The sequence below is a fragment of the Leisingera sp. G5_S3_59_S7 genome (assembly GCF_054968485.1).
On record NZ_JBQKUH010000010.1, the window covers coordinates 49,681 to 72,816 of the forward strand.

Below are 23,136 nucleotides of genomic sequence, written 5' to 3' on the forward strand. Positions count from 1 at the left end.
CTGGTTCAGGACACACAAAAGCGGCTTTGCAGCAGTGCAGCATTTGCAGAGCTCCCGGAGCATGATAGCTTGGCGGCGAATAGGTTTAGGAGATTGACGATGATCCGGATTACCCTTTTGGCCCTGGCCCTTTCCGCGACCGGCGCTGCTGCCCAAAGTGTCAGCCCTGCAACCGCCCGGGACGACTGCGAAGACACACAGAACACCGACGATGATGAGTGCCTGGCAGCGCTGGCAGACGCTGCCTCCGCAGCAGAGGCGGAAGGCGTCACCGGCTTTGTGCCGCTGGTGGCACCGGCGCTGGGGGCAGCCGCTGCTGCCGCCGGACTTGCAGCCGCGGCAGGCGGCGGCTCGACCCCGTCCACCACAAGCACCGTCAGCACCAACTGAGGCACCCGCAACCGCGGCCCGCAGACCGCAATGGAAAACGGCGCGCCCAGCAGGAGCGCGCCGTTATTTTTTAAACCGGTTTCTCCTGCATCGCAGCGTCAGTTGGCATAGTATTTTGAGCCATAGTCGCCATAGCTGTAGCCATACTGCTTCATCCGGCGGGTATTGATCTGGCCCAGGATCATGCCGGTCAGGCGCTGGTTGTCGGTGTGGAACAACCGCAGGGCCTCCGCCACATCCTGTTCGGCAGTATCGTCCCACTTCACCGTCAGCAGCACCGCGTCCGCATTGCGGGCGATCAGCCGGGCGTCCGAGACAATCAGTACCGGCGGAGTGTCGATCAGAATGACGTCATAGCGCTGCCGCATCTCCTCCAGGAAGTCACGGAAGCGCTCCGACGCAAAAAGGTCGGCGGCATTGGCCGAGGTCTTCTCCCCCGCCAGAATGTCGCAGCCCAGGAGCGGATCCTGGAAGATGGCTTGCCCCGCCGGCACGTCTCCCGCCAGCACCGAGACAATGCCCTGCGGCGGCACATTGCTGAGCTGGGCGGTCATCGTCCGGCGCCGGATATCGCCTTCGACCAGCAGAACCTTCTTGCCAATCCCGGTGAAGTTCTGCGCCAGCGCCAGCGCGTTGGTGGTCTTGCCTTCCCCCGGCAGCGAAGAGGTCATCACCACCACCTGCGGCGGGTGGTCGACGTTGGACAGCATCAGAGAGGTGCGCAGATTCCGCACCGCCTCCGCCGTTGCCGAGGACGGTTTGCTGGCAAGATACTCCAGCACCTTGCGGCGCCCGCTGGCTGGGAACACCGGGATCTGCCCCAGCACGCTGTAGCCGGTCTTGCGCTCCAGCTCCCGGGCAGCGCGGTAGCCCCGGCGCCGTGCTTCCATCAGCAGCACGATACCAGCCCCGGTCATAAGCCCCAGGACTCCGCTCATGGCGAGGATCAGGGATTTTCTGGGCGCCGAGGGGCGGAGCGGGATCACCGCCTGTGACAGCATGCGGCTGTCAGCCTTCTGGATGCCCTCCTGCGCAGAGGTCTCCTTGAGGCGGGTCAGGAAATACTCATATAGCAACCGCACAGCTTCCGCCTCGCGGGTGAGCTGCTGCAGGGTGATCAGATCGGCGCTCTGCTGTGCGGTCTGTTCAGTCAGTTCCGCTTCGGATTGCACCAGCGTCTGCACCTGCTGCGCGGCGCGGCGGGCTTCCAGTGCCGCGCGCGCCAGCACGCGCTGGAACGCGGTGTCAAAAGCGGCCTCTCCCGAGGCGGTGCCTCCGGACTGCGCCAGCAGGCGCTGCAATTGCCGGTCCTGGGCAGCTTCTGCCTGCGCCTCGCGGGTTTCGGCGGCGCGCAGCGCCTCATAGCGCGCCTGCGCCGTGCGCTCGGCGGTTTGCGCCTGAGCGATGCGCTCGCGCAGGTCCTTCAGCTGCACCTCCTGCGCCTGCAGGGCCTCCGGCGAAATCAGGGCGGTATCGGCGTTGAACGCATTGACCTTGGCCTCGGCGGTTTCCAGCTCCGCTTGCAGCTCCGACACCCGGCCGGCCAGCCAGGTTGTCGCCTGCTCGGTGGCCTCAAACTTCACCTCAATCTGATTGAGGATATAGAGATCCGCGATGGTATCGGCGATCAGCGCGGATTTGCGGGCGGATTCGGTCTGCACCGTGACCTGGAACACCAGCGTGTTCGGAACATTGCGCACCGAAACCTTGCCCAGCAGGGCGGAAACCACGCTGTCCCGGATGAGCTGCTCCACCATCTCATCGGACATTTCCACCGGCGGCTTGTGCAGTCCCAGCAGCGATTTGATTTGATATTTCACCGTCCAGACCAGCGTCCTCAGGGCCGAAGGTTCAACCAAAGTCCCGTTGAACTCCGGATCCTCCATCAGGGAGAGCTCGTCCACGACCTTGTTCATCAGCCCGCGCGATTGCAGCACCTCCAGCTCGGAGTTGACCTCGGCGTAATCGCCCGAGAGGCCGCTGACGACACTTTGCAGATCAACCACGCTTTGCTGCTTGGTTTCCAGCATCACCACAGCGCTGGAGGTGTACTGCGGCACCGCTGCGACAAAGGCGTAAAGCCCCCCCAGGAAAATCGCCGCCATGGCCGCCAGCAGCATGATCCACTTGCCGCGCCACAGGGTGGCGAACAAGGCGCCAAGGTCAATGGCATCGTCTTCCGGAGTTTCGGCGGGCGAGGGGCGCTGCACAGGGAAGGAAGCTTCATTCAAAGGCGTCTGTTTCATGAATACCCAAGTACCGTACTGATTGATGCGCGCCGCACACGCGCATCATCCCCCGCATACACGCAGGGGCTTTGAGAAGAAAGTCCGGCGGACCGGTGCAGGGCTCAGCGGCCGGTTCTGCCCAGCACTGCTGCACCTGTGCGGAGGATGATTTTCAGATCCTTGAAGAAGCCGCGCCGGTACAGGTAAGCCACATCCAGCGCCACCCGCTCATCATAGCTGATGTCATTGCGGCCGGAGATCTGCCAAAGCCCGGTGATTCCAGGCCTTTGAACCAGGTAAGCCGACGCGCTGCTGCCGTATTTCCGCAGCTCCTTGGTGACAATGGGGCGCGGGCCGACAAAGCTCATCTCGCCCTTCAGCACATTCCAGATCTGCGGCAGTTCATCCAGGCTGGTCTTGCGCAGGATCCGGCCAAGCCGGTTGATGCGCGGATCGTTGGTCAGCTTGTGGTCACGCTCCCATTCCGCGGCGGCCTCAGGATTGGTGTCCAGATGGGCCTGCAGCCGCGATTCGGCATCGACCACCATGCTGCGGACTTTCCAGCACTTGAACAGCTTGCCGTCCTGGCCCACCCGGGTATGCCCGAAAAATCCCGGTCCGCCGTCCAAGCGCACAACACCCCACAAAATAAGGATGACAGGCACAAGGACGGGCAGCAGCAAAAGGGCAAAAAGTATATCAAAAATCCGCTTACCCGATCTGGAGTAGTAGCCCGGCGAAGAATAGCCAGGGCCTTGATATTCAACAGATCCATCGATGGAGTACGCGGTCAGTGCAAAATCTTGCATCGTCAAACACTCCGAGATTTAAACGTCTTAACCAAAACCCACCCGACAAATGGGATAGGTATGGGTTCCCTACATCCAAGTTGTAATAAACTTAAGTAGTATTTTCGGAACTTTTGAGACTTCTTTAACCTTTGTGACTACAGAGCCACCAGACCACCGGTCCGGAGGCATCTGCAGGGCGCTTCCGACAAGGGAGGATGCCGCCATCCCGCACTGATTGCGGCTAGGGGTAAGGGCTGGATCGGATAGCCGCGCAGGCCGGAAATGGGCGCACGCCGGCGGTCATCCGCCGCGCCTCCAGCTTTTCTCGGCACCCCTTAGTATCCGCCGGCAGGTCAAGAGGCCCGCGCTGGCAGCAACTCCACGCCGATTCCCAAAGCATCGCAGAAAACCAGACCTGAAACGGGGTGAACTCCGAACTCACATGCATTAACAACCAGGGTTGAAAGCCCAGTTAGGGCTGATCATCCAGAAGACCTTTTCGTGTTGTTTATTTCCCCGCGGCCGTTCAGGCCCGCCCCCGGTATTGGAGAGCGCTTTGACAGGACAGACCGACCAAGACACTGCCACGCTGGAGGGAGTGACAGTTGCCGTTATCACGACACTCTACAAGGCGGACAATCTGAGCTTTCTCGATCTTGCGCTTGCCAGCCTGGAAACCCAGAACGGGTTGCGGCGCGATCAGATCAGAATCTACCTGTGCTGTGACGGCCCCTTGCCCAAAGAGCATGAGACCTGGCTGTCGGAAAACGACTGGCGCTTTCACCTGGTCGTGCGGAACGAGGAAAATATTGGCCTCGCCAAGTCGCTCAACCGGTTGATAGAGCGGCTTGAAGACGAGGATTTCGTCTTTCGCATGGACGGCGACGATATCTGCCACCCGGACCGGTTCCGCGCGCAGATCGCTTATATGCAGGCCCATGCGACCCTCGACCTCATCGGATGCCAGGCCTGGGACATTGACGAGACCGGAGCGGTGACCGGCGAACGCGATTTTCCGATTGATCAGACCAGCGTCGAGACTGTTGTCGTGAAGATGAACCCGATCCTGCATCCGGCGTACTGCATGCGCCGCGCGATGCTGCGCATCCCGTCCATCCGGTACCCCGAGGCTTATCTCACCGAAGATCTGGGCTTTTTGGTGCGCGCGCTTGAGGCGGGCATCCATGTTGGCAATTGCCCGGACAGACTGCTCAGCTGGCGGCTGGGCCCAAATTTCTACGCGCGCCGCACATCGCTCAGGCGCGGCCTCGCCGAATTGAAATGGTATTCCCGCGCGGTGCGTTCTCAGCGCGGGCTGGCCAGCCCCGCATATTTCTACGCCATTGCCCGGGCTTTGATCCGGATGATGCCTTCCAGCTTACAGGCACGCCTTTACGGATCGGGCCTGCGGAAATCCGCCCTTTCAAAAGCGGCCTCCTCTGAGACTGCTGCATAACCTTTACGGACCCAACCTATGAAACCGAACCTGTTTTTGATCGCCGCCCCGCGCACTGGCTCCACTCAGCTGGCATTTTTGCTTGCATCCCATCCCGACGTTGACATTCCCCCGATCAAAGAGCCGAATTTCTTTTCTCAGCACGAGTACCCCGAGGACTTCGTGGCCATGCGCCACCTTAACGATGTGGACCCGGCGGCATATGTGGCGCGCAAGTCCGCCAAACGGATGCAGTTTGCGATTTTCCGCGAACAGGCGCACTACGAATATCTCTTCCAGGGGCTCAACGCGCGCTACCGCCTTGATGGCTCCACCACTTATATGCATTGCGATGGCGCGGCGGAGAGGATCTTTGAGTATGCCCCGGACGCCAAGCTGATCATTCAGACCCGAAATCCGGTGGGCCGCGCGCTGTCGCATTACAAACTGGCGACGCGCTCGGGACAATCGGACCGCAGCTTGCGGGAAGAAATCGAGCTTGAGGTCAACGGCACCACGCCGCTGCCGGGGCGTTTCCTGATCCGCCAGAGCCGCTATGACGCCGCCATTGCGCACTACCAAAACATCTTTCCTGCCGAAAACATCCTCGAAATGACCTTTGAGGAGATGGTGGCGGATACCGAAGCTGCGCTCGCCAAGGTGGCCGCTTTCCTCGGGATCGACCCAGAAAAGTTTGATCTGAGCGTGGACGAGCAAAACGCAGGCGATTCCGTCCGCTTTGAACGGCTCAACGTCTGGCTGCTTCGCTCAGGATGGAAAAACCGGCTGCGGCAGTTCTTGCCTATCAAGCTCAAGCGAATGATCAAAAAGGTCTGGTTCAAAAAGAACACCACGGCCTTCGCAGAGGAAGACATCGCGCTTTTGCGCCGGCATATCGAAGCAAGCCCGGCACCCTCCCGCACCCGGGATCAGATTGCCTCGTAGACCGTATTCAGCCGGTCCAGGTGGCGCCCCATGGTAAGCGGGTCCGCCCAGAACATCTGATAAGCGGCGTTGCCGTAACGGCGCGCTGCCTCCGGATCCTTAAGAGCAGCCAGCGCGGCACCGAAGCTGCCTTGCGGGTCCAGGTCCTTAATGATGATGCCGTTCCTGCCGTTCACCACGCTCTCGCGCCCGGCGGTCCAATCGCCGCTGATGACGGGAATGCCGGCTGCCAATGCCTCAAGCGGCACAAGCGGCTGGCACTCGTACCATAGGCTGGGAAAAACCAGGGCGCGCGCTTCGCGCAACAGGCCCGCCACTTGGCTGCTTTCAATCCAGCCTAGAATTTCTGCTTCCGGACAGGCCGCGCGGATCTCGTCCTTTTGCGGACCGTCACCGATAAAGACCGCCCGTACACCGGCGGCCTTGGCCGCATGGGCGAATTCCACGCCCCCCTTGGCCGCAGCCAGCCGCCCGACAAAAACAAACGCCTCATTGGCGGCGACGTCCACCTGTTCCGGTTTTTCGTCGATCACCGGATTTGAGACATTGAAAAAGCGCGTCGCAGCCGGGAAGTAGCTGCGCATCACCTCGTGCTGAAGTTCCGAGATATAGATGATGTTGCGCACGCCGCGTGGCAGCCTTCCAAACGTCTTTTGCATGCCCTGGCGAACCACCCGAAAGGCCTTGTGCGCGGGGTTGCGGACATCGCAATTCGTCACCATGCAAGACAGGCTCATGGCGCGTTTGCCGCATATCCCGTTGCGGGGATAATCGAAGAAGCCGCCGTTAGGACAAGCAAAGAAATATTCGTGCATCGTAAAGACATGACGCACATCAGGCGCAGTCACCACAGGTCCGATCGCGCTCGAAAGGCTCTTGGTCCAGCAATGCACATGCACAACGGTCGCGCTCAAATCGTCTGTGTCACGGATCACTTGGTCAAGTTTCTGTCCGGCGGTCCTGTTCCACAGCCCTGTCCTGATGGCTGCCAGGCGGGACGCGTTGCTGGCAATATCACTGACGCCCAGGCAGTGCGTCTCGATCCCGGCCGCTTCCAGGCGCGGATCCAAAGGCGGGACGCCGCAGAAAAATACAACATCCTTGCCTTGGGCCTTAAGCGCCAAAGCGCTTTCGATGCAGACCTTTTCAAGCCCCCCGCGCACATCTCCGTAGTCCATCACCAAGACGACGCGTTTGGTCCGATCCGTCATGTCCTCAATCCTCTTGCGGCAGCCGGGGCAGGATGAACCCCAGCAGGCTTGGGTCGATACCAATGCGGCTGCGGCACAGGTACCAGGCATGCACATTCCACGCGATGGTCGAAAGCGCCACGACCGACGCCGCCCCCAGTGTGCCAAAGGCCCAGACCGCCGGGACCAGCGCGGCCAAACCGGCTGCATTCCAGATCAGCGACAGCCTTGCGAATGCTTTCTCCTGGCCTGCCATCTGCATCAGAATGCCGTTCGGCCCGCCAGCGGCGCTGACGGCAAAGCCGAACGAGAGTATCAAAAGCTCGGGTTTGGCGGTGGCGTAGCCTGCGCCGAAGAGGCTCAGGGCAAATCCCCCAAAGGCCCAAAACGCCACCATCCCCAGGGCCGCAAACCCGCCCGCAGCCGCCGAAACCGACTGGCAGATTTTGCGCAGCGTGCCGCGGGCGCCCTCAGCGTAGGCGCGCGAAATCATAGGGGTCACGGCGAGGTTAGCCGCCAGCAGCAGCAGCGTCATCAGCTGCGCGGTTTTCAACGCGGCGAAAAACGGCGCCGTCTTTTCCGGGCTCATCACCAGACCGATGGCCACCACCGCCAGGTTCGGGCCGGAAACAATCACCACCGAGGCCAGCCAAAAGCTTTTGGACATGTCCCGCCACTCAGCGGTGTGCGGCTTGCGGGGCCCCGCGATGGCAGTGCGGTAGCGTGTGGCGGGATCAAAGCGCGATTGCACCAGGAGCCAGAACGCCAGCGTGCCCGCGCAAAGCAGAAACGCCCCCGCCGGCTCCAGTTGTGGCAGGATACCCAGCATCACCAGGCCGGCGGCAGCAATCACGCTAAGCCGCCACAGGATATCGCGCGGCACCAGTGCGCCCAGAATGCGGTTCTGCGTGCGCAAGACGCTCGATTGAAATTCAGCAAACGCAATGGGCAGGACCAAGAGCGCAGCCGCCAGCATCGGCCGGTTTTCGGCGTCCGCAAGGCTGTAGAGCGCAAACGCCAGGGTCAGCACGGCACCCGCCCCCGCCACATGGCGCAGCCCATAGGCCAGCGCCGCCTTCCAGACCGGAGCGTTTTCGGGCTCTGTATTGGCAGGCAGCACGCGCATGACCAGCTGCTGCTGGCCCATCAGCGCGATCTGTCCCAGGGTCAGCGCCGCGGAAAACCCAAAGGCAAAGACGCCGTAACCCTCAAGATCCATAGCCCGCGCAAGCGCCACCAGCATCAAATAGTTGAGCGGCGCGCCGGCCAGCTTGACCAGCAGGGCAAGGGAAGTCACCCGAAATAGGGTTGTGCGAAGCGGCATGAATATCTATGCGCAAGGAAATAGACGACGTAGAGATGCCTTGCTACTATCGCAGCGTCCCGGGCTGTGCAACTGAGCAGTTCAGCGGAGCCTGCGTTGCGCTGCATGCCTCCCCAGGGCGCAGGTATTTTTGAAAAACTATTTGACGTGGCAGAATATTTTCAAACCGGACAGCCACCGATATGCATTTGCAGGCGGACTGCGATGGCATGTGGTGCCCGACAGCTATGAGTGAGTGATAAGGCCGTGGTTGCAGCTCAAAACAGGCGCATCCTCTTCAGCTTCGTTTTTACGGCGGCATTGGCGGTAGGCTCGCTGGTGCTTTTGAACCGGACGCTGCTCAATGGCGTGCTCTTGCAGGACTTGCATTACCTGTATCTGGGCGGCGCCTTCATGATCAATCTTTTCGCGATCTACTACTATATCGTGCACCCCAATGCCGGTTTTGCGTCGATCCAGGTCTCCTATTACTTTGCCTTCGGCGCCTTGTTCCCGGCTTTGGTCTATACCAGTATCGGTCTTTACCCTTGGCCCATCGCCTATCAGGTCGTTTCTCAGGAACTGCTGCGCAAGACCTCTTTCATGTGTCTTGTCTTCAGCCTGTTTCTGCACGCAGGCATTTTTTACGGGATGCGCGGAAAATACCTGCCGCCGGCGCGCCGGACAGCTGGTTTGTCGGCCAAGCTGGCGCTGCCTGTACTGCTTGCCGGTTATTTTTTCACGCTGCTGTTATACGCGTGGATCGGACTCGACATCATTACGACACCCCGCATCCAGATCGAGCATACGCTGTCTGACGCAGGGGGCCCCCGTTTTGCGATTTTCAAACGCGTCTCGCTTTTGCTTTTTGCGTTGTCACTGGTGGCGGGATTCATTGCGCGCAACGACCCCCATCCAAAGAACCGCCGCATCTTCCTTTGGCTTTTTGTGGTGATGGCAGCCACGCTGTTTGTCTTCGTGAACCCGGTGAATTCCGCGCGCTGGCGGCTGATCGGGTTCGTCGCATCCTTCATCCTGCTGTTTGCGCCGCTCAACAGCACTGCGGCAAAATTCTGGACGTTCTGGGCGATGTTCGCAGGCTCGATCTTACTCTATCCCTTGCTGAGCGTCTTCAGCCGGACCTCAAGGCAATGGGACCGGATTTCATCGGGCGCTTGGCAGGAATTTTTTGCCGCAGGCGATTTTGACGGCTACCAGTCAATGATGCACGGGGTCTATTGGGCGCAAGAGTTCGGCCTCTACCTCGGCTCGGGCTTGGTCAACAGCGCCCTATCCTTTATTCCGCGACAGGTTTGGCCAGACAAGCCAGTGCATTCCGGTCAGATTGTCTCGGAATGGCTGGGCAGCGCCAACACCAACCTGTCGATGCCGCTATTCGGCGAAGCCTATTTGAACTTCCACTTGTTCGGAGCGCTTCTGATTTTCGTTGCAGGCTTTGCCGTAGCTAGAATCGACAAGCTTTTGCGGTCCGAACCCTCAGCAACGCTGTCCTATTTCGCCGCGCTCGTGGTTGGTGGCAGCATGCTGTTTATCACACGCGGCGCCCTTCAGGCGGTCACGGAGTTTGTCTGGCAAATCATGATTCTGATCGCTCTCACGGTGTGGATATGCCGTAAGAAGCACGCCCGGGCAGTCTAGGCGGGACGAACCTCTGCCCCGCCAGACGTCCGGCAGCAAGCCGCTCCGGAGCGCCAAACCCCTGCTCAGGCGCGGCGGCGGTTCACTTCCCAGGCCAGGACCAGTGCCGCGCCAACAGCGGCAAGGGCCAGCAGGCCGGCACTCGCATCGATTTCCGGCACGCCATGTGCATTGCCGTTTCCGTTGCCGCCGTTACCGTTGCCGTTCCCCCAACCATTGCCATTGCCGTTGCCCGGCGCCGCAAAAGCCGTGGACAGTGTCATGCAGCTGACAAAAAAAGCGGTGCTAACGGCGGTAAAAAGAGATTTCATCTGCTCGGCCTCAAAAGGTAATGGTTAAACTCCCTCTCAGCCGCTTAGCAGTTTCTTAACCATCCCTCAACTTGCAGTTTGGGCCGGCGTGGTTTTCCCGCCCGGCTGTATCCGGGCTGCACCGCAGGGCGCGCTTCAAGCGCGCTCCTGGCGCACACTCAGGAACCGCGGCGCGCTGCCATCCAGACAGACCGCAGACAGGGTTCCGGTGGCATAAGCGCCGGTATCAACGGCAATCCGGCCCCGCTCTGCCACGGGCTTGCTGACGATGGTGTGGCCATGCACGACCCAGATCCCGTCCTGGCGCGGGGTGCGGAAGAACTCCCGGTGGCCCCACCGCAGCGTGTCCTCCTCCTGCTCGTCCGCAGCCGCGCCGGGGTCAGCCCCGGCATGGGCCACCAGAACGGTGCCCGACAGTACCGAAGTCTCCAGGCCGTCAATCCAGCCAATCAGCGCGTCCCCCATCGCCGCCTGCAGACGGTCGCGGCAGCCGCGCAGCTCATCTGCGCTCATCTGCGGACGGGCGCCGCAGATGCCGAAGGATGCCAGGGTCTGCAGCCCGCCGTTCCTGATCCAGCGCCCGCCATCGCCGGCAGGGTTTTTCAGAAAACGCAGCAGCATGTCCTCATGATTGCCCATGAGGCTGGTCAGATCCGGGCGCGCGCTGAGATAGCGCAGCACTTCGGCGCTTTGCTCGCCCCGGTCGACATAATCCCCGGCCAGGATAACCCGGTGATCCTGCGGCACCTGTGCCAGCATCTGCTGCAGCAGCGGAAGGCAGCCATGCACATCGCCGATCACGCAAAGCGGCTCCCCGGGCGCGGGGTCCGCAAAGGCGGGACCTTTTCCGAACTTCCGGAGCAACGACGACAGCACGATGAGCAATTCTCCCGGTGGCCTGTTTGGCGCAGTGAACCCCGGCGCGCGGCAGCGAGCCGGGGCTTTGTCAGTCAGCCAGTGATAACTGCCTGCCCGCAGCGGGGCAAGCAGAGCCGCTCAGGCGCTGCGGCAGGCTTTCACGCCCATGCGGATGATTTCGCTGCCCTTGATCTTGTAGATGCCGGAAATCCGGTTGCGGCCTTCCGCCATGAACCAGGCTTTCAGCGGCTCCGGGTAGAAATCCGCCATCACCCGGCTGAAATAGTCGAACTTCTCCTGCGCCAGGCGGCGGCCGCTGCGCGAGGGGCCGTGAAAGCCGAAGGTGGTGTTCGGGTCGACGCAGGTGCCTGGCAGGCCAAGGAACATGGTGCAGGTGGAATAGCAGACACGGCCGCGGATCTCGACCCGCACGCCGCTGCGCTTGAGGTTTTTCAGCTCGATCAGCCGGTCGTGCAGATAACCGCCGCGGTCGCTGCCGACGACATAGGTCTGCTGGGCGGCAGCTGCCTGCGGCTGCAGCACCGCCAGCGCCAGGCAGGCGGCAGCGGCGGTTTTGGCGGCCTTGCAGAAAGCGGAGCGGGCGCGCCCCGGCAGGGCAGAGGAAGAAGAAGCAATGTTCAGTGCCAGCATGGTCAGATCTCCAATGCAAAAACGGGCGTTGGAGACTGGATAGAAAACCCCTGCGCGCTGGCCGGGGTGCGGATGTGGCAAAAATTAGTACATTATCAACACTTTAGCCCGCATGTTAGGCAAATTTTAAGAGTTTCGCCCTGCCCTGCGGCGCTCAACCCGGCCGGGTCAGATCAGATCATAGTTCCTGCTGGCGATGGCCGCGGCGGCAATGATGGCGTTGGCCAGCATATGCGCCTGCACGGCGCCGCCAGGGCGGCGGGTCCGCAAATACAACAGACCGAACGCAATCCCCGCCAGCGCCCCCGCCACCCAGCGGTCGTGCAGCGCCGCAAACAGCAGGCTGCTGACCGCCAGACCGGCCAGGACACGCCAGGAAGACGCCGCGGAAGTGCCAGCGATACGCTCCAGCACATAGGCGCGGAAGAACAGCTCCTCGATGACCGGCACCAGCAGCACCGTGCCCAGCAGGCGGCAGAGGATCCAGAACAGATCAGGCGCCCCGGACGCGCTGGCAGTGCTCTCAGGGGCCGTCCAAAGCCACAACGCCGCCACCGCGCAGCCGGTCAGCCAGTCGGCCGGCCCGGCGCGCCAATCGACGGTCCTCAGCGCCGGCCAGAACATCGCCAGCCCCAGCAGCATAAACGCCACCCGCAGCGGGTAGCCATCAGCGGGGTTTTCCCAAAGCAGCGGCGTGATGGTGCCGCTCATCATGAACAGGATAAACGGGACAATTCTGGCAAACAGCGGATCCGCGCTCAGGGGCAGGCCCGTTCTGGTGCCCGGCGCTGCGGCCTTGGTGTGGAAAAAGGCCATGTTGTGGACGATGGCTAGAACCGCAAAGGCCAGCAGGGAGAACATCAGCCAGCCCGCATAGGAGTGAAACCCGTCCACCGCCAGCTTTGGCGAGACATTGGCGCCCAGCCAGATCAGAGCGGAAATCCGCAGGACGTTCAAGATCCAGCTGAGGCAGACCGCAAGCGGGAACAGAATCATCCAGTAGGGCCTCATGCGCAACGTCCGGCGCGCCAGCATGGCATAGATCGCCATGAACACTGCCACCAGAGCCACGCCTTCTGCCCCCGAGCAGCCCGAGGCGATCCGGACCCTGAAATCATTGAGGCCGATGATGCGTTCGCCCGGAAGGCTGAACAGGTCGGTTCCGGTCAATGCGAAGACCCCGCTCACTGCCTGGAACGTCAGCCGGGTCAGGGCGCGGTTTTCGCCCCAAAGCCATCCTGTGGCCTCAACCACCAGCGGCAGCAGGAAAAAACCGGCGGCCACAAGCGGCAGAAAGGCGCCATTGCCAAGAAACCATTGCTTCCAGGCGCGCAGCGGAAAGAGCCAGAGCGCAGCGCCCAGGAGCGCCAGCACTGCGCCGGCCAGGAACACCGGCGCCGCCAGGCTGAATTGCGCCTCCAGCTCCGCAAGCGGAAGCTGCCAGAGCGGCACAAGCAGCAGCCCCAGCCCCAGCAGATGCAGACCGGCCGGAAACAGGCGGCGGGACGGCGCTGCGCCCGCCAGGCGCACATAGGCGTGCCACAGCCGGGGGCGGGCAATCGTCATCACCACAACCGCCACGCTCATGAAAAGAACGCTCAGAGGAAGCGTCCGCATCCCCCGGCACAGCGCATATGCGGACACGTTTCTGCAGGAGAACTGGTCTGTTTCAAAGGTCAGCAGGCGAATGGCCACAGCCTCGGCCACGGCCGCCAGCATGAAAACGGCCAGGCGCATGGATGCAGGCCTAAAGATCAGTTCCTGCCTCATGATCGCTCCTTTGAAGTGCGGTTTGAAAACAGAGTGGCGCAGCCCCTGCCCTGCCCAGTCAGAGTTGCTCCTTCATAATCAAGGCAGCCCCATGTTCAAGGGGCTGGCCCTGGCACCGCCGTTTGCACCGCCCTCCGCCGCGCAAGGCTTCGCTGCACCGGCGCCGTGGCCAGCCAGCCGGGGGCCGGCATCAGGGCTGGCGCGCTTTCAAACCGCCCTGCGCTTGGGCCCTGCAGCGGAAACTGTCGGCATTTCCGCGCGGCCTCATCTTCTTCACAGCTCGAAACAGCAGGCACGCCTCCGGATGCACTGTCACGCTGCCGGAGAGCTGACACGCAGCAGCTGCGGCGCAGGCCGGAAAGGCGTTGCGCCGCGCGGCAAACCGGCGAACGCCCGCTTTTGCCAGCCTTAACCCGGATAAGCCACCATGCAGCCTATCGGAGGAATCGGGACGCAGGTTTCAGCAGGTCTGCAATTTCTGGAGAACACACATGCCTCAAACCGATCCGTTTGCGAGCCATCGCCGCGGGCTGGAGAGCCCGGCCGCAACCCATTTTGAAATTGTCCCGCAGGATGGCACCGATCTGCCGGTGCGTCCGCGCGTGCTGCGGGTGGTCTCCGCCGGGGATCTGGCAGTCCGGGATGCGGCGGGGACGGTCATTATCTATCCCGTCGCCGCAGGCGAGACGTTTGCCTTCTCTGCCGCCGGGATCGAAGCAACCGGCACAACGGCAACTGTCGCGGGGTGGTACTGATGCTGGGTATCGGCCTGTCAATGACCGGCGAGACCGCGCAGGGGCGCTGGTCGCCGCCTGCCGCCCTGATTGACCTGGATTTCCGGCAGGACCGGTACCTTCAGGCAGGCGCGGCCAAAAGCTTTGACGACATTTTCGTCTATAACGGCGCCGGTCTTCGCACCTTCACCAGCGAGGCGGGCACGCATGTCTGGGCTGCCCACAACCTGCTGGCCCATTCCGGGGATCTGGCGCAGGGCACCGCAGTTGCCGCGTCCGCCACAAAAACCCGGCTCACGGCAGCGGCAGGAACCGGCACAACGGTGCCCGAGGCGCGGCGGGCCGGGGTGACGCTGCCGGATGCGGGCACCTACACCTACTCAGCCCATGTGCGGCAGGTGAACCTGCGCTACCTTGCCATGACGTCCGAAGGCTACGGCAGCGGCGCCGGCGGGGTTACCCTGTTCGACCTGCAGGGCGGGACGATCGCAACCCAGGGCGCAGGCCACCTTGCGCTAGTTAAACCGCTGGCCGATGGCAGCTGCATTTGCAGCATCACGTTCACCGCGGACGGCTCCGCGCTGAACGGCACGCTCAGCGCCGGGATGTCAGACAATGCAGTGTCGCATGCCGTGACCGGTCCCGACGGCACCGAGGCCCTGGATGTTTTCGCACAATGGGTCTGCCGCTCCGATCTCGGCGGCATGGCGGACAATCCGGACAACGCCCTGGGGGCCGAGTTCGCAAGCTATGTCCCGGCCGAAGCAGCGCCAGTCTTCAAGGCGCGCCGCAATGCCTATGTTCGTGGCGCCCTGGAAGGGATTCTCATCGAGGATGAGGCAGCGGTGAATATCGTCGAGCAGAGCCATGACTTTGCCGCTGCCTATTGGGTCAAGAACAATCAGCTGGCGGTGGCCGCGTCCGGTACTATTGCAGGCATCCCCGCATGGGAGCTGACCGACAGCAGCGCCACGGGTTTCGCGCACTGCGCCGCGGGCATCGGCGCTATCGCGGGGGTTCACACCGCATCCTGCCTGGTCCGCAAGAACCCGTCCCAGATGTCGCTGTTCAGCGCGCGCCTGTCTGTCGGATCGAACCAGTTCTGCGGCATCTCGTTCGATACCGTGACCGGAGCCATCAAGGACCACTGGAACAGCGGGCTTGCGGTGCAGCCTGACGGAACGAAGATGCGGGATGTCATCGACATGGGAACCCACTGGTTCGCGTGGTTTACCTATGACCCGTCCCTCCTGACCGGCTTGAATGCCACGGCTGACGTGCAAGTGTTCCCGGCCCACGATGCCCTGAACCTGTCACCTGGTGCGCAGGTCACCGGATCGCATGTCTGCACGGCCTTCCAGGTGACGGCCGGATACACGCCCGGCTCCTTCATCCCCACAGCAGGCCGCGCAGCCTCCCGCCCGGCAGAGACTCTGGCCATCCGTTCATCCGTGCTGCCTGCAACCATGCCGGTTGCGGTCTCGCTGGCGCTGGAGGGCCGCATGAATTTTACGGACACCGGGTCCGGGGCGGCAGCGCGGTTCTTCGACTGGCGGGCTGACAGCGGCAACCACCTGAGTGCGGGGCTGAACACCGCCGGCACGGCAACCGGCCAGATCCAGGTTTCCAGCGCACGTTCCGGCGCGGCCAGTACGGCGAGCGGGGCAGCATCCGCCTGTGCGCCCGGTCTAAACGTGCCTGTCAGCTTTGCCGCCCGCCACCCGGCTGCGCAACTGGAGCTCGCGGCGAAAGGAGAGACCGCCGCGGGATCGCCTGCGCCCTCGGCGCTACCGGATCTGGCGGCAGCCGACATCGGCCTGGCGCCTGCATTCAAGGGCAGCCTTGGCCGTTTCCGCTTGTGGGACCGTGATCTTGGCAGCGCCGGCATCGGGCGGATACCGGCATGAACGGCGGCCTGACCCCTGGCGCACCGCCGCTGACGGCGGTCAGGCGCCGCATGTCAGGGTGCTGGATAATACTCCCGGTACCAGGCGACAAACTGCGCCACGCCCTCGGCCACGCCGGTTTTGGGCGTATAGCCGGTCAGCCTCCGCAGCAGCGACGCATCGGCCCATGTGGCGGGCACATCGCCGGCCTGCATCGGCATCAGGTTCCGTTCAGCGGTGCGGCCGGTGGCGGCCTCGACCGCCGCGATGAAGTCGTTCAGCTGCACAGGCTCGGAGTTGCCGATATTGACCACCCGGTGCGGCGCCACCGGCGACAGGCTGTCGCCCTCCGGCACCACACCATCCGCCGGGCGTTGCGGCGCCGCGTCCAGCAGCAGCCGGACGGCCTCCACCAGATCGGTGATATAGGTGAAGTCGCGCTGCATGCCGCCGTAATTGTAGACGTCGATAGGCTGCCCCGCGAGGATCGCCCTGGTGAATTTGAACAGCGCCATATCCGGCCGCCCCCACGGGCCGTAAACGGTAAAGAAGCGGAACATGGTGACCGGCAGATCAAACAGATGTGAATAGGAATGCGCCATATTCTCGGTCGCCTTTTTGGAGGCGGCATAGAACGACATCTGGTGATCGGCCTTCTGGGTCTCCCTGTAGGGCATGTCGGTATTGGCCCCGAACGCCGAGGAGGTGGAGGCCAGCAGCATGTGCCGGGGCGGATGGGCGCGGGCGGCTTCGAGGATCTCAAACGTGCCGGTGATGTTGCTTTCCAGGTAAGAGCGGGGGTTCTCAATCGAATAGCGCACCCCGGCCTGCGCCGCGAGGTGGACCACATAATCAGGCTTGTGCTCCTCAAAAACCCGCAGGACGACGCCAGGCTCTTCGATGCTGCGGTTGATGACGCTGAAGTCCGGGTGCTGCTCAAGCATTGCCTGCCGGTCCCGCTTCAGCTGCACGCTGTAATAATCCGACAGATTGTCGATACCTACGACCCGGAACCCGTCGTCCAGCAGGCGCCGGCACAGATGGTAGCCGATAAAACCGGAGGAGCCGGTGACGAGAACGGTTTTCTGGGTCATCAGTCTGCTCCAGGGGCCTGTCTGAACCGCCGGGCTCCGGAACCCGGCCATAGGGTGTTGTTTCGCAAGGCGCCGGACCACCCGCCGGGCATTATGGCAAACCGGGCTGGGGCATGCCATCCCCGGCAGCTCAATCCGGCGCTGCTGACTGGTGCGGCATATGCGATCAGAAACCCCCGGACGGCCGCTGGCCTCGAAGCGGGGGACACGCGCTGCAACTTCCGTCCGCTGGCGGGACGCAGCAGCGATCATGCACAAGACTGCAGGGAAAACTGGTGCCGGTGATAGGACTCGAACCTACGACCCCATCATTACGAATGACGTGCTCTACCAGCTGAGCTACACCGGCGCCGCTGGTTTCATAATGCTGGGTTCTGTTGTAGGCAAGCGAAATTGCCGCGCCGACAGCGGCGGCAAAGACCTTTGCGGGCCCGGCTGCAAATCCCGGAGAACCTGGCTTGCCGCACGCTATTTCCGTTTGACGCCCCCTGAAAACCATCTTATACGCCCATCCCACGACACCTGCCCAGGTGGCGGAATTGGTAGACGCGCTAGCTTCAGGTGCTAGTGTCCGTATGGACGTGGAGGTTCGAGTCCTCTCCTGGGCACCATTCCCCGACATTGTAAAACGACGGCGCCCCGGGCCCACCCGCGCCTTTGCCGCGTAAACCAGCTTGCCCCGGCGCAGTTGAGTTTGCGGGCCAAAGCGCCTATCTCCTCTCCAGCCCCTGCCGGCGCGATGATCATCAAAAGGGAATTCCAGTGGCCAACCACCTGTACAAAAACGACCTGCCCGACGGGCTGGATCTCGGTCCCGTTGTCGCCATCGACTGCGAGACCATGGGGCTGAACCCGCACCGCGACCGGCTTTGCGTGATCCAGATGTCCGGCGGCGACGGCAATGCGCATATCGTGCAGGTGGAAAAGGGCCAGTCCGAGGCGCCCAACCTGTGCCGGATGCTGGAAGACCCGAACGTGCTGAAGCTGTTCCACTTCGGCCGGTTCGACATTGCTGCCATGTACCACGCCTTTGGCGCCCTGGCCGCGCCGGTCTATTGCACCAAGATCGCCAGCCGCCTGGTGCGCACCTACACCGACCGCCACGGGCTCAAGAACCTGACCCAGGAACTGCTGGGCGTCGACATCTCCAAGCAGCAGCAGATGAGCGATTGGGGCGCGGAAGAGCTGACCGAAGCGCAGCTCGACTATGCGGCATCGGACGTGTTGCACCTGCACAAGCTGCGCGAGGCGCTGGACAAGCGGCTGGCCCGCGAAGGCCGCACCGGGATGGCGCAGGCCTGCTTCGATTTCCTTCCCATGCGCGCCAAGCTGGACCTGGCCGGCTGGCCCGAAATTGACATCTTTGCCCACTCATGACCGATACCGAAAAATTCCTCGTCACCGCGCGGCAGGTGATCACCGATGAAGCCAAGGCACTGAACACCCTGGCCGAAGGGCTGGATGAGCGCTTTGCCCAAGCGGTGCAGCTGATTTTGCAGGCCAAGGGCCGCATCATCGTCAGCGGCATCGGCAAATCCGGCCATATCGGCCACAAGATCGCAGCCACCCTGGCCTCCACCGGCACACCGGCCTATTTCGTGCACCCGGCTGAGGCCAGCCATGGCGATCTGGGGATGCTGTCCGAAGGCGATGTGGTGCTGGCGATCTCCAACTCCGGCGAGGCGCCGGAGCTGGCCAACCTGCTGGCCTTCACCCGCCGCTTTGCGATCCCGCTGATCGGGCTGTCCAGCAAGATGGACAGCACGCTGATGAAGCAGGCGGATGTGCACCTGCAGATCCCCTCGCTGGGCGAGGCCTGCGGCTTTGGCATGGTGCCGTCGATCTCCACAACGCTGACCCTGGCGATGGGCGATGCGCTGGCGATTGCGCTGATGAAGCACCGCGACTTCCGCCCCGAGAATTTCCGCGACTTCCACCCGGGCGGCAAGCTCGGCGCGCAGCTGAGCAAGGTGCGCGACCTGATGCACGCGGGCGATGCGCTGCCGCTTGTCAGCGGCGACACCCCGATGGCCGATGCGCTGATCGAGATCAGCCAGAAGGGCTTTGGCGTGGCAGGTGTCGCTGCCGCCGACGGCTCGCTGGCCGGCATCATCACCGACGGCGACCTGCGCCGCCACATGGACGGGCTGCTGAACAAGACCGCGGCAGAAGTGATGACCACAGGCCCCGCAACCATCGCCCCCGGCGCCATGGCGCAAGAGGCGGTTGCGGTGATGAACCAGCGCAAGATCACCTGCCTGTTCGTGGTCGATCCTGACAACGGGCAGAGGGCTGAGGGCCTCCTGCACATCCACGACTGCCTGCGCGCAGGCCTGGGCTGACTGAAGGCCAGGGGGAACTGACAATGGACAGCCATTCCAGAGCCGTTGCCTATCTCAAGGTGCTGCTGCCGCTGGCGGCCCTGGTTCTGTTGTCCACCCTGTTCCTGATTTCGCGGGGGGTGAACACCGAGGCGGTGATCCCCTTTGCGCAAAAAGAGATCGAGGACCGGATGAAAGGTCAGCAGGTGACCGCGCCCTTCTTCTCCGGCACCACTGCCAGCGGCGACGAGATCATGGTCACCGCCTCCCTGGCCCGTCCCGGCCGCGACGGCACGCCGGCGGTTGCCAGCGATCTGTCTGCCGACATCCGGCTGGCCCAGGGCGGCCGGATCACGCTGGCGTCCGAAACCGGCTCCATCCACCCGGATCGGGATATGGCGCAGTTTATTGGCAACGTGCAGATCACGTCCGCGGACGGGCTTGTTGTCGAGACCGAAGAGCTGAACACAGCGCTGAGCGGGCTGAAGGCCGACAGCCCCGGCCCGGTCCGCGCCACCGGCGCAATCGGCGAACTGACTGCGGGGAATATGCACATCGGCGTCAAAACCGAAGGCGGCCCTGTCCATATGCTGTTCAAAAACGGCGTGAAGCTGCTATATGATCCCCAGCAACCGGAAAGATAACCTGTGTCCTATTTGCGCGCCTTGATTTTCTGCCTGCCGCTGGCGGTATTTCCCGGCCTCGCGGCAGCGCAAACGGCCTCCGTCGCCTTTGGCGCGGTCAAGGCCGACCCCAGCCAGCCCGTCGAAGTCACTGCCGATAACCTGGCGGTCAACCAGGCTGACGGCTCCGCCGAGTTCACCGGCAATGTCCTGATTGTGCAGGGCATCATGCGGCTGTCCGCGGACAATGTCCTGGTGATTTATAAAACTGCGGACGACAGCGGCGCCAAGGCCGGCATCGAACGGCTGGAGGCAACCGGCAACGTGGTGCTGGTCAGCGGCCCTGACGCGGCGGAGGCAGAGCGCGCCGAGTACACCATCGACAAGGGCACCATCGTGATGACCGGCAATGTGCTGCTCAACCAGGAAGGCGGCACCCTGGCGTCGAACCGCCTGGAGGTGAACCTGACCTCGGGCACCGCCCGGATGGCGGGCCGGGTCAAGACCATCCTGAACCCGAACGGCGGCAGCAACTGATGGCGAAACCCAACCTGACCGTGACCGAAGGCTCCTCCGGGCTGCACATCGAAAAGCTGCGCAAATCCTACCGCAAGCGGGTGGTGATCCGGGATGTCTCGATGTCGCTGAACCGCGGCGAAGTGGTGGCGCTGCTGGGCCCGAACGGCTCCGGCAAGACCACCAGCTTCTACGCCATTGCGGGCCTGGTGTTCCCCGAAGCGGGCACCGTCAGCATCGACGGCCAGAACGTGACCGGCCTGCCGATGTACCGCCGCGCGCGGCTGGGCATCGGCTATCTGCCGCAGGAAATGTCGATCTTCCGCGGCCTGTCGGTGGAGGATAACATCTCCGCCGTTCTGGATATCTCGCAAAAGCACGAGCACAAACGCCGCGAGCGGCTGGAAGAGCTGCTGTCGGACTTTTCGATCGAGCACCTGCGCCGCGCGCCCGCGCTGGCACTGTCCGGCGGCGAACGCCGCCGTGTCGAGATCGCCCGCTGCCTGGCGGCCGATCCCAAGTACCTGCTGCTCGACGAACCCTTTGCCGGCGTCGATCCGATCTCGGTCGGCGACATCCGCCACCTGGTGGCCGATCTCAAGAAACGCGGCATCGGCGTGCTGATCACCGATCACAATGTCCGCGAAACGCTGGAGATCGTCGACCGCGCCTATATCCTGCACGACGGCCAGGTTCTGATGTCCGGCAGCCCCGAGGAAGTGGTGGAAAACGAGAACGTCCGCCGGGTCTATCTGGGCGACAATTTCCGCATCTCCTGAGCCGCTGCGCCGGCGGCGGGCAACCGGAAAATATGCCTGAAAGGCAGGGTTCTTTTTTCCGGGATATCCATTGACTCTCCCGCTGTCTTGCCGTCGAATTGACCCATGGCATACGCGCAGTCCGATGCAATCCGCTCTTCCGCCTTGGCAACAAGGCCCGGATGGATGCACCCGGACGGCTGGCCTGCCCCCCGGTTCCGGACCTGACGTGACAGCGCCAAGGATTGCCTTGGCGGCGGGCCCGGCCGCAATAATTTGTGAAGGAGATCACATGCGTTATAAAATCAGCGGTAAACAGATCGACATCGGTGAAGCTCTGCAAACCCACGTGCAGAACGAGCTGGGCTCGGCCGTGCAAAAATATGCCGAGCGCCCCACCGACGCGGCTGTGGTCTTTTCCCGTTCGGCGCATGAATATGTGTGTGAAGCCACCGTCCATCTGTCGACGGGCCTAAGCGCTCAGGCCAAGGCCCATGCGACGGAGATCTATGCCGCATTCGAGGCCTGCTGCGAGAAAATGGAAAAACAGCTGCGCCGCTACAAGCGCCGCCTGAAGGACCATCACAAGGACCGCAGCGAGCCGGTTGAACATTTGGGCGCCAACTCGTATATCCTCGCCTCTGAGGAAGCGGATTCCGAACCGGACTCGCTGCAGCCGATCATCGTCGCCGAAATGGAAACCCGCATTCCGTCGCTGTCGGTCGGTGAAGCGGTGATGCAGATGGAGCTTGCAGGCGCCCCGGTTCTGGTCTTCCGCAACGAAGGCAAGGACGGATTGAATGTGGTCTACCGCCGCGACGACGGCAACATCGGCTGGATTGATCCGTAAACACATCTAAGGCATCGGCGCCCCGGCGGGGGCGCCGGAACGGAGCAGACATATGCAGATTTCCAGCATCCTCAAGCCAGAGGCCGTCCGGGTAATCGGTGCGGCCTCAAGCAAGAAGCGGTTGTTCCAGGAAGTCGCAGATATTGCTCAGACCGCCTATGGGCTGGACGCCCAGTCCACGGTCGAGGCCTTGCTGGACCGCGAGAGCCTCGGCCCCACCGGGGTCGGCCATGGTGTCGCCCTGCCGCACGCCCGGCTCGACAGCATCAGCGAGGTCTGCGGCGTCTTTTTGATCCTCGAGAAACCGCTGGATTTCGGCGCCGTTGACCGCCAGCCGGTGGATATCGCCTTTGCCCTTTTTGCGCCGGAGGATGCGGGCGTCGAGCACCTGAAAGCCCTGGCGCTGGTGTCGCGCACCCTGCGGGAGCAAAGCTTCTGCACCAAGCTGCGCGCCAACCACGACCCGGCCACGCTTTACACCATCCTGACCGAGGATCAGTCAGTCCAGGCCGCCTGAACCCCGCCGCAACTCAACACCCCCGGTCCTTGCGCTGATCCGCCGGGCCGCCTGCAGCCGCAGCGCCGGCGTTGCGGGCTTCGGCTGACAGTGCACGGTTTCCGCAAGCCCTCCCGCCCGTCATCGGCCGCCCTCCGGCGGCGCTCTTCCCGTTGGGCCGGGCATGGAACAGGGCCTGCGGCCCCGCCCCATGCGGCAGCGTCCTTGACCGGGCCTTCGCATCAGTTGCACTGCCCCCGCGCCAGACGCCGCGCCGCACAGGGTGCGGCGCCGGGCCCAAGGCCGCCAAGGGTATTTGCGCAGCAA

At 62.9% G+C, this 23,136-nt stretch carries 22 protein-coding genes and 2 tRNA genes; 14 read left to right on the forward strand and 10 right to left on the reverse strand.

Annotation, left to right across the window (positions count from 1 at the left end; translation table 11 throughout):
- The first annotated feature begins 99 nt into the window (after window positions 1-99).
- A complete protein-coding gene (locus ACTRWG_RS07240; protein WP_027236012.1) occupies window positions 100-390 on the forward strand; it encodes a hypothetical protein in 291 nt (96 codons plus the stop codon).
- Window positions 391-488: 98 nt separating this feature from the next.
- Here the strand turns inward: ACTRWG_RS07240 and ACTRWG_RS07245 are convergent, their stop codons facing one another.
- Window positions 489-2,636 carry a GumC family protein gene (locus tag ACTRWG_RS07245; protein ID WP_027236011.1) on the reverse strand — a complete coding sequence of 716 codons (2,148 nt, stop codon included), beginning with the start codon at window positions 2,634-2,636 and terminating at the stop codon, window positions 489-491.
- 104 nt (window positions 2,637-2,740) lie between these two features.
- Entirely contained in the window at window positions 2,741-3,427 is a 687-nt protein-coding gene (locus tag ACTRWG_RS07250; RefSeq protein ID WP_027236010.1) for a sugar transferase, read from the reverse strand.
- A 538-nt stretch (window positions 3,428-3,965) separates the two neighbouring features.
- Here ACTRWG_RS07250 and ACTRWG_RS07255 point away from each other — a divergent pair.
- A complete protein-coding gene (locus tag ACTRWG_RS07255; RefSeq protein ID WP_462829169.1) occupies window positions 3,966-4,865 on the forward strand; it encodes a glycosyltransferase in 900 nt (299 codons plus the stop codon).
- An 18-nt stretch (window positions 4,866-4,883) separates the two neighbouring features.
- Window positions 4,884-5,789, forward strand: coding sequence for a sulfotransferase family protein (locus ACTRWG_RS07260; protein WP_462829170.1), 906 nt, complete (start codon window positions 4,884-4,886; stop codon window positions 5,787-5,789).
- On the opposite strand, the gene ACTRWG_RS07265 is transcribed toward ACTRWG_RS07260, so the two are convergent.
- Together ACTRWG_RS07265 and ACTRWG_RS07270 are read right to left on the reverse strand one after the other, a co-directional pair.
- Window positions 5,774-6,967, reverse strand: a complete 1,194-nt coding sequence (locus tag ACTRWG_RS07265; protein WP_462829181.1) for a glycosyltransferase family 4 protein — start codon at window positions 6,965-6,967, stop codon at window positions 5,774-5,776. The genes ACTRWG_RS07260 and ACTRWG_RS07265 overlap by 16 nt on opposite strands.
- A gap of 37 nt (window positions 6,968-7,004) precedes the next feature.
- Window positions 7,005-8,276 (reverse strand): lipopolysaccharide biosynthesis protein, encoded by a 1,272-nt coding sequence (locus ACTRWG_RS07270; RefSeq protein WP_462829171.1) that lies wholly within the window; start codon window positions 8,274-8,276, stop codon window positions 7,005-7,007.
- 258 nt (window positions 8,277-8,534) lie between these two features.
- Here ACTRWG_RS07270 and ACTRWG_RS07275 point away from each other — a divergent pair, with 258 nt between their 5' ends.
- The gene (locus ACTRWG_RS07275) at window positions 8,535-9,941 is read left to right on the forward strand and encodes a hypothetical protein (RefSeq protein WP_462829172.1); all 1,407 of its coding nucleotides are present in this window, start codon (window positions 8,535-8,537) and stop codon (window positions 9,939-9,941) included.
- Window positions 9,942-10,006: 65 nt separating this feature from the next.
- On the opposite strand, the gene ACTRWG_RS07280 is transcribed toward ACTRWG_RS07275, so the two are convergent.
- The 4 genes from ACTRWG_RS07280 to xrtE all read right to left on the reverse strand — a co-directional run bounded on the left by ACTRWG_RS07280 (window position 10,007) and on the right by xrtE (window position 13,531).
- The gene (locus ACTRWG_RS07280; protein ID WP_462829173.1) at window positions 10,007-10,204 is read right to left on the reverse strand and encodes a VPEID-CTERM sorting domain-containing protein; all 198 of its coding nucleotides are present in this window, start codon (window positions 10,202-10,204) and stop codon (window positions 10,007-10,009) included.
- A 183-nt stretch (window positions 10,205-10,387) separates the two neighbouring features.
- Window positions 10,388-11,128 carry a metallophosphoesterase gene (locus tag ACTRWG_RS07285; RefSeq protein ID WP_462829174.1) on the reverse strand — a complete coding sequence of 247 codons (741 nt, stop codon included), beginning with the start codon at window positions 11,126-11,128 and terminating at the stop codon, window positions 10,388-10,390.
- Window positions 11,129-11,248: 120 nt separating this feature from the next.
- Window positions 11,249-11,761, reverse strand: a complete 513-nt coding sequence (locus ACTRWG_RS07290; RefSeq protein ID WP_260028835.1) for a hypothetical protein — start codon at window positions 11,759-11,761, stop codon at window positions 11,249-11,251.
- Window positions 11,762-11,929: 168 nt separating this feature from the next.
- Window positions 11,930-13,531, reverse strand: a complete 1,602-nt coding sequence (gene xrtE / locus ACTRWG_RS07295; protein WP_462829175.1) for an exosortase E/protease, VPEID-CTERM system — start codon at window positions 13,529-13,531, stop codon at window positions 11,930-11,932.
- Window positions 13,532-14,022: 491 nt separating this feature from the next.
- Between xrtE and ACTRWG_RS07300 the strand changes: the two genes are divergently transcribed.
- Both ACTRWG_RS07300 and ACTRWG_RS07305 read left to right on the forward strand, forming a co-directional pair.
- Window positions 14,023-14,286 (forward strand): spike base protein, RCAP_Rcc01079 family, encoded by a 264-nt coding sequence (locus ACTRWG_RS07300; protein WP_027236000.1) that lies wholly within the window; start codon window positions 14,023-14,025, stop codon window positions 14,284-14,286.
- On the forward strand, window positions 14,286-16,172 hold the full coding sequence (locus ACTRWG_RS07305) for a phage head spike fiber domain-containing protein (RefSeq protein ID WP_027235999.1): 1,887 nt from the start codon (window positions 14,286-14,288) through the stop codon (window positions 16,170-16,172). The genes ACTRWG_RS07300 and ACTRWG_RS07305 overlap by 1 nt, the downstream gene beginning before the upstream one ends.
- 53 nt (window positions 16,173-16,225) lie before the next feature.
- Here ACTRWG_RS07305 and ACTRWG_RS07310 read toward each other — a convergent pair whose 3' ends face one another.
- Both ACTRWG_RS07310 and ACTRWG_RS07315 read right to left on the reverse strand, forming a co-directional pair.
- Window positions 16,226-17,245: an SDR family NAD(P)-dependent oxidoreductase gene (locus ACTRWG_RS07310; RefSeq protein ID WP_462829176.1), complete on the reverse strand. Its 1,020-nt coding sequence runs from the start codon at window positions 17,243-17,245 to the stop codon at window positions 16,226-16,228.
- Between the two features lie 273 nt (window positions 17,246-17,518).
- A tRNA-Thr gene (locus tag ACTRWG_RS07315) sits at window positions 17,519-17,594 on the reverse strand.
- Window positions 17,595-17,769: 175 nt separating this feature from the next.
- On the opposite strand from ACTRWG_RS07315, the gene ACTRWG_RS07320 reads away from it, so the two are divergent.
- The 8 genes from ACTRWG_RS07320 to ACTRWG_RS07355 all read left to right on the forward strand — a co-directional run bounded on the left by ACTRWG_RS07320 (window position 17,770) and on the right by ACTRWG_RS07355 (window position 22,830).
- A tRNA-Leu gene (locus ACTRWG_RS07320) sits at window positions 17,770-17,856 on the forward strand.
- A gap of 151 nt (window positions 17,857-18,007) precedes the next feature.
- Entirely contained in the window at window positions 18,008-18,622 is a 615-nt protein-coding gene (locus tag ACTRWG_RS07325; RefSeq protein ID WP_259957718.1) for a ribonuclease D, read from the forward strand.
- Window positions 18,619-19,587 carry a KpsF/GutQ family sugar-phosphate isomerase gene (locus tag ACTRWG_RS07330; protein WP_462829177.1) on the forward strand — a complete coding sequence of 323 codons (969 nt, stop codon included), beginning with the start codon at window positions 18,619-18,621 and terminating at the stop codon, window positions 19,585-19,587. The genes ACTRWG_RS07325 and ACTRWG_RS07330 overlap by 4 nt, the downstream gene beginning before the upstream one ends.
- Before the next feature lie 23 nt (window positions 19,588-19,610).
- Window positions 19,611-20,210, forward strand: coding sequence for an LPS export ABC transporter periplasmic protein LptC (gene lptC, locus ACTRWG_RS07335; RefSeq protein WP_027235995.1), 600 nt, complete (start codon window positions 19,611-19,613; stop codon window positions 20,208-20,210).
- Between the two features lie 3 nt (window positions 20,211-20,213).
- Complete coding sequence (lptA, locus tag ACTRWG_RS07340) at window positions 20,214-20,726, forward strand: lipopolysaccharide transport periplasmic protein LptA (RefSeq protein ID WP_027235994.1); 513 nt, start codon at window positions 20,214-20,216, stop codon at window positions 20,724-20,726.
- The gene (gene lptB / locus ACTRWG_RS07345) at window positions 20,726-21,484 is read left to right on the forward strand and encodes an LPS export ABC transporter ATP-binding protein (RefSeq protein ID WP_027235993.1); all 759 of its coding nucleotides are present in this window, start codon (window positions 20,726-20,728) and stop codon (window positions 21,482-21,484) included. Before lptA ends, lptB begins: the two co-directional genes overlap by 1 nt.
- A 271-nt stretch (window positions 21,485-21,755) precedes the next feature.
- A complete protein-coding gene (gene hpf / locus ACTRWG_RS07350; protein ID WP_027235992.1) occupies window positions 21,756-22,313 on the forward strand; it encodes a ribosome hibernation-promoting factor, HPF/YfiA family in 558 nt (185 codons plus the stop codon).
- A gap of 52 nt (window positions 22,314-22,365) precedes the next feature.
- Window positions 22,366-22,830, forward strand: a complete 465-nt coding sequence (locus ACTRWG_RS07355) for a PTS sugar transporter subunit IIA (RefSeq protein WP_027235991.1) — start codon at window positions 22,366-22,368, stop codon at window positions 22,828-22,830.
- Window positions 22,831-23,136: the final 306 nt, after the last annotated feature.